The sequence below is a fragment of the uncultured Aquabacterium sp. genome (genome assembly GCF_947366995.1).
Taxonomy (GTDB): Bacteria; Pseudomonadota; Gammaproteobacteria; order Burkholderiales; family Burkholderiaceae_C; genus Aquabacterium.
Genome location: NZ_CANBCC010000103.1, coordinates 1 through 9,027, shown reverse-complemented (window position 1 = coordinate 9,027; position 9,027 = coordinate 1). Strand labels below are relative to the sequence as shown.

Here is a 9,027-nt window from a genome sequence, read left to right as displayed (position 1 = left end):
TTGGAGCGGGTGAGCTTGATGAACATGCCGCAAGTATAGCGCAACACCCCAATTGCGCCACTACAAAGCATTCATGCAGTTGCCACTACAAAACTTCCGCAAAAATGTGCATAAGTCGTTGATTCACATGGAAGCGGCTTCACCAAAAACGCGAAATCGGCATTTTGGTGTCGAACTCGGGTGGCCCGCGGCGATGGCGGTGTCGGCAGGGCAAAAGGCCACGGCCTTGACGGCCACCTGCGGCTCCACCGCCGCCTCGACGGCCAGCAGCGTGACGGACGTCACGCCCTGCGCCGCGTCCACGAGGTTGACCACCGTCGCGCCCACCGCTCGGGCCTGGCGCTTGGCGTCCAGCCAGCGCAGGCCGGTCAGCATCAGGCAGAACAACACGGTCAGCACGATGGTCACGCGCGTCGCTCGCATCCAGCTGCGTTTGACCGCCGGGTCCAGCAGGGCTGGCGCCGCAGTCGTGGGTTGCTCAACAGGTGAGGTGGGGGTCGGATCGGAGGCCATGGGTGGATATCGGCCCCCGCCGCGCGCAAGTTGAGGGCGCAAGGCCCGAGGGTGGTACAAATTCGCCCCATGTCTCGCAGCCGCCCCCACCTCGACTTCCTCAGCTTCGACGCCAGTGGCGACACCGACGGCGTGCACACCTTCGATGCGATGGCGTCCACCTCGCGCGAGCGCCACGCGGCGGTGCTGGCCGAGGTGGAGCAGGTGCTGGCCTGGGCGACGCGGCGCTTCCCCGACGGCCCGGGCGACCTCGACGAGGGCGCGAGCTGGTGCCACGACCTGCACGTCAGCCCGGAAGGCGACTGGGTGACGGTGAGCCTGTCGATCAGCGGCACGCCCTCGTTCGGCGAGGCCTTTGCCCGCGCCTTCGCTGGCGCGATCGGTCAGGGCGAGGACTGAGGCGCGCTCGACGCCGCGCGCAAAGCCGCGTCGTGCGCGTGCAGCAGCGCGACGAACTTTTCGCCGGCGCCGCCCAAGGTGCGGCCGCGCAACCAGGCCGCGCCGAAGCGCACGGACTGCGTCAGCCCCGGCACCGCCAGGGTCGCCAGCCGGCCTGAGCGCAGGTCGTCCTCGGCCATGAAGCGCGGCATGAAGGACAGCGCATCGCTTTCCTGCAGCACCTGGCTGAGGATGCCCGAGCTGTCGCAGGTCACGCCCAGCAGGCCGGGGCGCAGGCGCTCGGGCGGCACACCGGCGGCGGCGGCCAGCGCGGCCAGGGCCTGCAAGGCGGTCTCCGGCAGGTTCGGGCCGGCCAGGGGCCAGTCGAACAGGTCGGCGGTGCGCAGGCTGGGCTGACGCGTCAATGGGTGGCCGGCGCGGGCGACGACGCAGACCTGGTGCGGGCTCAGCGGGGCGCATTCGAAGTCGGGGAGCTGTTCGATCTCGCGCAGCTCGCCCAGCACCACGTCGACCTCGCGGGCGCGGGCGCGCTCGGGCAGCTCCTGCCAGGGGGCGAGCACCAGCTTGAGCTGCAGGCCCGGGTGCAAGGCGTTCAGGCGTCCGACCACCGGCCCCACCAGCACCGAGCCGCCCCAGGGGCCCACGCCCACGCGCAGCTCTCCCAGGTCCAGGCCCTTGGCCAGGCGCAGCTCGCGGTCGAGGTCGCGCACCTGGCCTTCGAGCGCGCCGGCGTGGCGCAGCAGCAGCCGGCCCAGCTCGGTGGGCTCGACCCCGGTGCGGTGTCGGGTCAGCAGGGGCGCGCCCACGTGGGCTTCGAGCGCCTGGATGCTGCGCGTGAGCGCCGGCTGGGTCAGGTGCAGGGCCTCGGCCGCGCGGTGGAAGTTGCCGTGCTGGACCAGGGCGGTGAGGTGCCTGAGGCGTTTGAGGTCGATCACGATGCGCTCCGCTCATCATGCAAATGAAAACAATGCATTGGACACATTGTGCGCCCGCGCCCACGATCCGAGCTGCTTCCCACAACAGCCCTGGAGACCCACATGGCCCCTCGCTCACGCCTGCACTCAGGCCTGCACCCACGCCTTTTGTCCACCGCCCTGCTGGCCAGCCTGTGCCTGGTCGCCGCCGGCTGCGGCACGCCCGCTCGCCCGGCCAGCACCGCGGCTTCGCAGCCCGGCGGCCCGGTGCACCCGGCCGTGCAGCGCGCGCAGGCCGAGGTGGCCCACCAGCTCCAGCACGCCGACGCCAGCGACTTCACCGACGCCCGCCGTGGCTTCATCGCCGCCCCCAGCGGCCAGGTGCGCAACGAGGCCGGCCAGGTCATCTGGGACCACGACGCCTTCGCCTTCCAGCAGGCCGAGGCCGCGCCCGACAGCGTCAACCCCAGCCTGTGGCGCCAGGCGCGCCTGAACAACCAGACCGGCCTGTTCCAGGTGCGCGAGGGCATCTGGCAGCTGCGCGGCTTCGATTTGTCCAACATCACGCTGATCCAGGGCCAGACGGGCTGGATCGTGGTCGACACCGGCACCTCGCGCGAAACGGCCGCCGCGGCCATGGCGTTTGCGCGCCAGCACCTGGGCGCGCAGAAGGTCTCGGCGGTGGTCTACACGCACAGCCACGTCGACCACTTCGGTGGCGTGCTGGGCGTGATCTCGGCCGACGAAGCCAAGTCCCGCAACGTGCCCATCGTGGCGCCGGCCGGCTTCATGGAAGAGGCCACCAGCGAGAACGTGCTGATGGGCACGGCCATGGCCCGCCGCGCCATGTACATGTACGGCAGCCGCCTGCCGGCCAACGCCACCGGCGTGGTCGACAACGGGCTGGGCAAGGCCGTGCCCTTTGGCCGCGTCGGCATCCTGCCGCCCACGCTGCTGGTGCACAAGCCAAGCGAAGAACACGTCATCGACGGCGTGCGCTTCGTTTTCTTCAACGTGCCGGGCAGCGAGGCGCCTTCGGAGTTCACCTTCGCATTGCCTGAGCTCAAGGCCTACTGCGGCGCCGAGCTGATGGGCCACACGCTGCACAACCTCTACACGCTGCGCGGCGCCAAGGTGCGCGACGCCACGCGCTGGGCCGGCTACCTCAACGAGGCGCTGACACAGGTGCAAGGCAGCGAGGTGGTCTTCACCCAGCACCACTGGCCGGTGTGGGGCGCCGAGCGCATCCGCACCTTCATCGAGCACCAGCGCGACAGCTACCAGTTCATCCACGACCAGACGGTGCGCGGCATGAACGCGGGCCTGACCGCGCCCGAGATCGCAGAGACGCTGAAGATGCCCACCGCCTTGCAGCAGGACCTGGCCGTGCACGGCTACTACGGCACCGTCAAGCACAACGTCAAGGCCGTCTACCAGTTCTACCTGGGCTGGTACGACGCGAACCCGGCCAACCTGGACGCGCTGCCGCCGGTGGCAGCGGCCAAGGGCTACGTGGCGCTGGCCGGTGGGGCCGATGCCCTGCGCGCCACGGCGCAGAAGGCCTTTGATGCGGGCGACTTCCGCTGGTCGGCCGAGCTGCTCAAGCACGCCGTCTACGCCGACCCGAAGGACACAGCCTCGCGCGAGCTGCTGGCGCGCAGCTTCGAGCAACTGGGCTACCTGGCCGAGTCGGCGCCGTGGCGCAACGTGTACCTCAGCGGCGCGCTGGAGCTGCGCGACGGCCCGCCCACGCAGGCGCAGTCGCGCGTGGCCTTTGCCGACCTGCTGCAGCACACGCCCATCGAGCGCTTCCTGGAATCGATGGCCGCGTCGCTCAACGCCGAGAAGGCGGGCGACGGCAAGCTGACGATCAAGATGGTCTTCTCTGACCTGAAAGAGGCCTACGTGCTGCGCGTGGCCAACGGCGTGCTGCGCCACGAGGCCATCGAGCCGGGCACGCCCGTGGCCGATGCCGATGCGACGCTCACGGTCACGCACCCCTTCTTCATCCGCATGGTCACGGGCCAGGCCGGTGCGATGGCGCTGCTGACATCGAAGGAAACGAGCATCGACGGCAGCCGCCTGGCGCTGGGGCGCTTCTTCGGTTTGCTCGACAAGCCGACGGGGGTGTTCCCGATCGTCACGCGGTGATCAAGCCGGCGCGATCGGCACCACGGTGCGCGCGCCGGGCTTGGCCAGCTTGTGCGCCGGCAGCACGCTCTCGCGCGCACGCAGCTGGCCGCAGCCACCATCGACGTCCTGCCCGGCCGAGTGGCGCAGCTTGGTGAGCACGCCCCGGCGGTGCAGCCAGCGCGCCATCTCGGCGGCACGCTCCCAGCTCGGGCGCTTGAAGTCCAGCGACTCGACCTCGTTGTAGGGGATGAAGTTCATCAGCGCGTACTTGCCCTTGAGCAGGCGCTCGATGCCTTCGAGCTCGTCGTCGCCGTCGTTGATGCCTTCGAGCAGCGTCCACTGGTACTGGATGGGGTAGCCGGTGGCGCGCGCGTAGCGCTCACCCGCTTCCACGAGTTCTTCGGGCGACATGGCCGTGGCGCGCGGCAGCAGCTCGCGGCGCAGCTCGGCCTTGCTCGAGTGCAGCGACAACGCCAGCGCGGGCTTGACGCGGCCCTGCAGCAGGCGCTCGAACACGCGCGGGTCGCCCACGGTGGAGAACACCAGGTTCTTGTGGCCGATGTTGCCCAACGTGCCCAGCAGCTCGATGGCTTCGAGCACGTTGTCGAGGTTGTGCGAGGGCTCGCCCATGCCCATGAAGACGACCTTCTTGACCGCGCGGCGCGTGCGCGCCAGGGCCACCTGCGCCACGATCTCGGCGCTGCCGATCTGGCGCAGCAGGCCGTCCTTGCCGGTCATGCAGAACACGCAGCCGACCGCGCACCCCACTTGCGAGGACACGCACAGGCCATCGCGCGGCAGCAGCACGCTCTCGCACGTCTGGCCGTCTTGCAGGCCCACCAGCAGGCGCTCGGAGCCGTCCGAGCCGGGGTGGGCCGAGCGCAGCGTGGCCAGGCCCATGACTTCGCTCATGAGCGCATCGAGCCCCTCGCGCACGGGCTGGGGCAGGAAGTCTTCGGGGCGGCGCTTGCCGCTGCCTTGCGGCAGGGCCTGGGCCCACAGGCGCAGCACGCGCTGCTCGTGGATGGGCTTGGCGCCGAGCGCGCGCAGGCGCTGGCGGATGTGTTCGATGCGCATGGGGAAAAAGGACGGTTCAGGCGCAAGTGTAGTCAGGCGCCCGCCTGCGCGCCTTCGGCCCCAGGCGTACAGTGACGCCCCATGACCGCTTCGACCCTGCCCTCGCCCGCCCCTGCTTCCCCTGATGCACGCCAGGATGCGACCACCATCGGCCTGATCGGCCTGGCCCACGGCACCTCGCACTTTCACCACATGCTGCTGCCGCCGCTGTTCCCGCTGTTCATCCGGGACTTCGGGCTGAGCTACGCGCAGCTGGGGCTGCTGGTCACGCTGTTCTTCGTGATCTCGGGCGTGGGGCAGGCGCTGGCCGGCTTCGTGGTCGACCGCTTTGGCGCGCGGCCGGTGCTGTTCGCGGGGCTGGCGTGTTTCGTGGCGGCGGGCCTGAGCGCCTCACTGGCCACGGGCTATGGCGGGCTGATGCTGGCCTCGGCGCTGGCGGGGCTGGGCAACTCGCCGTTTCACCCGGTGGACTTCACCATCTTGAACAAGCGGGTGTCGATGGCGCGCATCGGGCACGCGTTCTCCATCCACGGCATCAGCGGCAACCTGGGTTGGGCGGCGGCGCCGGTGTTCTTGATCGGGCTGAGTTCGGCCACGGGCAGCTGGCGCGTGGCGTGTGCGTGCGCGGCGCTGGTGTCGCTGTCGGTGATCGCGCTGCTGTGGTGGCAGCGTGAGGCCATCGATGACCACCATGCGGCGCACCGGGCGGCGGCCGCGCAAACGCCGGTGAGCGAGCACCCGATGGCGTTCTTGAAGCTGCCTTCGGTGTGGCTGTGTTTTTCGTTTTTCTTCTTCACCACGGCGGCACTGAGCGCGATCCAGAGCTTTGCGAGCCCGGCCTTGCAGCAGCTGGTGGGGCTGCCCGAGGCGATCACCGCTTTCGTGGTGACGGGCTACATGCTGTGTGGTGCGGCGGGCATGGTGATCGGCGGCTTTCTGGTGCAGCGCGCCGAGCGGCTGGAGCGCTTGATCGCGGCGGCGATGACGCTGGCGGCGGTGCTGCTGGTGCTGGCTTCGACGGGGTGGTTGCCGCCTTTGATGTGCGCGGCGAGCGTGGCCCTGGCTGGGTTCGGGACCGGGTTGGCGGGGCCTTCGCGGGACATGCTGATCAAGCGGGCTGCGCCTCCCGGGGCGACCGGGCGGGTTTATGGCACGGTGTATTCGGGGCTGGACGTGGGCTTTGCGCTGGCGGCGCCGGTGTTCGGCTGGATGATGGACCACGGGCACCCTGCTGGCGTTTTTGCGGGTGCTGCGTTGGTGCTGATGTTGGGGGTGCTGGCGGCTTCGGCGGTGGGCGGCCGGGTGCATCGGCAGGCTTTGGCTTCGGCTTGATTGTTTTTGTTTGAGCGCTTTGTCGGGGGAGCGCGAGGCGAGGGCTGCGGCGATGTGCGGTCGGGCTTCAAGGGTGGTGGTCCTGCCTTTGGCAGGACTGCCCTGCGGTGCTCGCGGCGAGGTGGGGCCCTCGAACTCACTCCGCGTCCTTCGGACGCTGCGTTCAAACAACTCGGGCCAGTCAGATGACGAAGCGCGCTGCGCGCGCCCACCTCGCCGCTGCGCTCCTCGGCACCACCCAGGCGCCCGCCCGCACAGCGCCTCCGCCCCTTTTCGCCTCGCTGGTGGCGTGCGACGTTGGGTCGTGCGTGGGTTGAGCTTGAAGCTGCTCGTTTTGCCTGCGCCGAGCGTGTTGCTCAGGAGGCGCTCACGTGCCTCGGTGCCAGAAATCAAGCAGCAGGACCAGGCCGGGGTTGGCCGCGTTGGCGGCGCTTGAGATGCGCCCCAGCTCGGTGGCCCAAGATGCATGGGCGATGCGCTGCAAGTCGCTGCGGGCCGCTTCGGCGAAGCCCATGGTCCACGCTGTGAAGTGGCGCTGCTCAACGGGGCCGTTCAAGAGTTCGATGAGCCCGTGGTGGCTGGTGGCCTTCTTCACACGTGCGTAGACCTGCGCCACGCCTTCCTCTGGCCCTTCCAGGTACTGAAAGAAGTTGCCGCCCTGGTGGAGCAACACCCCGGTGACGCCGCACGCCTCCCGAGTTCGACACCAAATGCTGTAAGTGGTTGATTTGACTAGGTTGACCTAGTCAGCGTGCCACTACAGGAGGGATAACTGGAGTTCGTTGCTGAGCTTTTTGACCTTCAAGGCGGCCATGGTGGCGGCCTGATCTTGGTTGATGCTGGAGATGCCTGAGACAGGGGCGCCGTTGTCGATGCTGACGCTGTGGCGTTGAATGCGCCGCAGACTGGCCAGCGCGGCTTCAGGGCTCAGCGGGCTGCCAGCGAGTTTGAGGCGCTGGCGCATGACCCGATACAGGATCAGCGCCATGAAGCAGATGCTGGCGTGGGCTTTGATGCGCTCGGGCAGGCGGTGGAAGACGGGGGCGATCTCGATCTCAGACTTGAGTACCTTGAAGCCCCGCTCGATATCGGCCAAGGCCTTGTAGCGCTGCACGACCTCGGTGGCACTGAGATCGGCCACGTTGGTCACCAGCATCAGCTTGCCGTCCATGAGTGCGGCACGCTGCAGGGCCTGCGTATCGAGCGCATAGGTGAACACGTCGGACTGCAGGTCGACCTTGATGATGCGGCTGAGGTGAGCGTCGCTGACCTCGTGGAAGAAGCGCGCCTTGGCACCACTGTCGGAGAGCTTGCGACCGCGGCGCATCACGCCATCGTCTTGCGCATCGAGCTTGCCCGCCAGTTCGGCAGCGCGTACGTGCAATGCGTCGATCTTGCCTTGCCGCTGGGCCGATTGCTCCTGCGCGGTGACGGGGTCGTGGGCGATCACCAGTCGATGCTCACCCCAGCGGGTTTCCTCAATGACCTCACACGATGCGTCGGCCATCTTGGCCTGCATGGCCTGCAGGACTTCGGCGAACTCGCTATAACGCCGCCCCGGCACCGCCAGGATGAATTCCATCGGCTGGCCGCTGGGCAGCTTCAGCTCAGACAGGGCTGCGACGTTGTCGAGCGACAGCAGGCCCCGGTCTGCCACGATGACCAGGCGCCGGATGTGCGGATAGCGCTTGAGCAAGGTGCCCAGCATGGGCAGCAGCGTGGGCGCCTCGGCCGCGTTGCCAGCAAAGACCTCATGGTGGATGGGCATGCCATCGGCTGTTTGCACCACACCCAGCATGAACTGGCGGGCGATCAGTCCCTCCTTGGACATGCCGAAGCGGCGCACATCACCGCCTTGCTCACTCAAGCCTTGCGCCCGGATGGTGGTCAGGTCGTAGAAGGCCACCGAGAGCTCTTCATCGATCAAGGGGCGCAGCAGATGAGCCACGGTATCGTTGACGGCATCTTGGTGGTCCATGAGCGCATCCATGCTGCGCAGCAGTTGCTGGTGGCTGAGCTTGTCGGCATCAACTCCCGGCATGCTCACGGTTTGCAGCCAGCGCAGGGTGCCCAGCTTGGAGTCGGCATCGCACAGGCGGTTGAAGACCATGACACGGATGGCCTGCTCGATGGGGGTGGTGTAGCGTGCACGCCGGAAGACCGCCGCCAGGGCGTCAAAGCCTAGTTCACGCCAGAGTTGATCAAGAGCCCAGACATCACCGAGCGCCAAGGCCGATTCAAAGCGCACCTGGGGCGTGGTGATGTCCACGCCGCTGCGGCCCTTGGCACGAAGCAAGGTACGCAGCACGGCATCGACCGTGCCGCCGTCCTCATCAACGCGACCCAGAGTGGCCACCGTGCGCTGGCGAGGCTGACCTTGCTCGTCACGGAAGGACTCGACCAACTGGGCGTAGGTGCGGCTTTTGGAGCGGGTGAGCTTGATGAACATGCCGCAAGTATAGCGCAACACCCCAATTGAGCCACTACAAAGCATTCATGCAGTTGCCACTACAAAACTTCCGCAAAAATGCGCATAAGTCGTTGATTCACATGGAAGCGGCTTCACCAAAAATGCGAAATCGGCATTTTGGTGTCGAACTCGGGTGTTCACTTTCAAATCTGCGATTCGTGGCGTCAAACCGTGGTCGGTTTCATCCAT

General features: G+C 67.9%; 8 protein-coding genes. 3 read left to right on the top strand and 5 right to left on the bottom strand.

Features of this window, described 5'->3' with window-relative positions; all coding sequences use genetic code 11:
- Positions 1 to 123: 123 nt before the first annotated feature.
- Entirely contained in the window at positions 124 to 513 is a 390-nt protein-coding gene (locus Q0Z44_RS17665) for a hypothetical protein (protein WP_290906471.1), read from the bottom strand.
- A 69-nt stretch (positions 514 to 582) separates the two neighbouring features.
- On the opposite strand from Q0Z44_RS17665, the gene Q0Z44_RS17660 reads away from it, so the two are divergent.
- Positions 583 to 912 (top strand): hypothetical protein, encoded by a 330-nt coding sequence (locus tag Q0Z44_RS17660; protein WP_290906469.1) that lies wholly within the window; start codon positions 583 to 585, stop codon positions 910 to 912.
- On the opposite strand, the gene Q0Z44_RS17655 is transcribed toward Q0Z44_RS17660, so the two are convergent.
- Positions 897 to 1,847 (bottom strand): LysR substrate-binding domain-containing protein, encoded by a 951-nt coding sequence (locus Q0Z44_RS17655; RefSeq protein WP_290906466.1) that lies wholly within the window; start codon positions 1,845 to 1,847, stop codon positions 897 to 899. The genes Q0Z44_RS17660 and Q0Z44_RS17655 overlap by 16 nt on opposite strands.
- Positions 1,848 to 1,949: 102 nt before the next feature.
- Between Q0Z44_RS17655 and Q0Z44_RS17650 the strand changes: the two genes are divergently transcribed.
- Positions 1,950 to 3,977: an alkyl sulfatase dimerization domain-containing protein gene (locus Q0Z44_RS17650; RefSeq protein ID WP_298015216.1), complete on the top strand. Its 2,028-nt coding sequence runs from the start codon at positions 1,950 to 1,952 to the stop codon at positions 3,975 to 3,977.
- On the opposite strand, the gene Q0Z44_RS17645 is transcribed toward Q0Z44_RS17650, so the two are convergent.
- The gene (locus tag Q0Z44_RS17645; RefSeq protein WP_290906462.1) at positions 3,978 to 5,036 is read right to left on the bottom strand and encodes an RNA methyltransferase; all 1,059 of its coding nucleotides are present in this window, start codon (positions 5,034 to 5,036) and stop codon (positions 3,978 to 3,980) included. It abuts the gene before it with no gap.
- A gap of 81 nt (positions 5,037 to 5,117) precedes the next feature.
- Here Q0Z44_RS17645 and Q0Z44_RS17640 point away from each other — a divergent pair, with 81 nt between their 5' ends.
- Complete coding sequence (locus tag Q0Z44_RS17640; protein ID WP_290906459.1) at positions 5,118 to 6,368, top strand: MFS transporter; 1,251 nt, start codon at positions 5,118 to 5,120, stop codon at positions 6,366 to 6,368.
- Between the two features lie 367 nt (positions 6,369 to 6,735).
- Here the strand turns inward: Q0Z44_RS17640 and Q0Z44_RS17635 are convergent, their stop codons facing one another.
- Positions 6,736 to 7,080 carry a BLUF domain-containing protein gene (locus Q0Z44_RS17635; protein ID WP_290906486.1) on the bottom strand — a complete coding sequence of 115 codons (345 nt, stop codon included), beginning with the start codon at positions 7,078 to 7,080 and terminating at the stop codon, positions 6,736 to 6,738.
- Positions 7,081 to 7,125: 45 nt separating this feature from the next.
- Positions 7,126 to 8,817 (bottom strand): IS1634 family transposase, encoded by a 1,692-nt coding sequence (locus tag Q0Z44_RS17630; protein WP_290906456.1) that lies wholly within the window; start codon positions 8,815 to 8,817, stop codon positions 7,126 to 7,128.
- Positions 8,818 to 9,027: the final 210 nt, after the last annotated feature.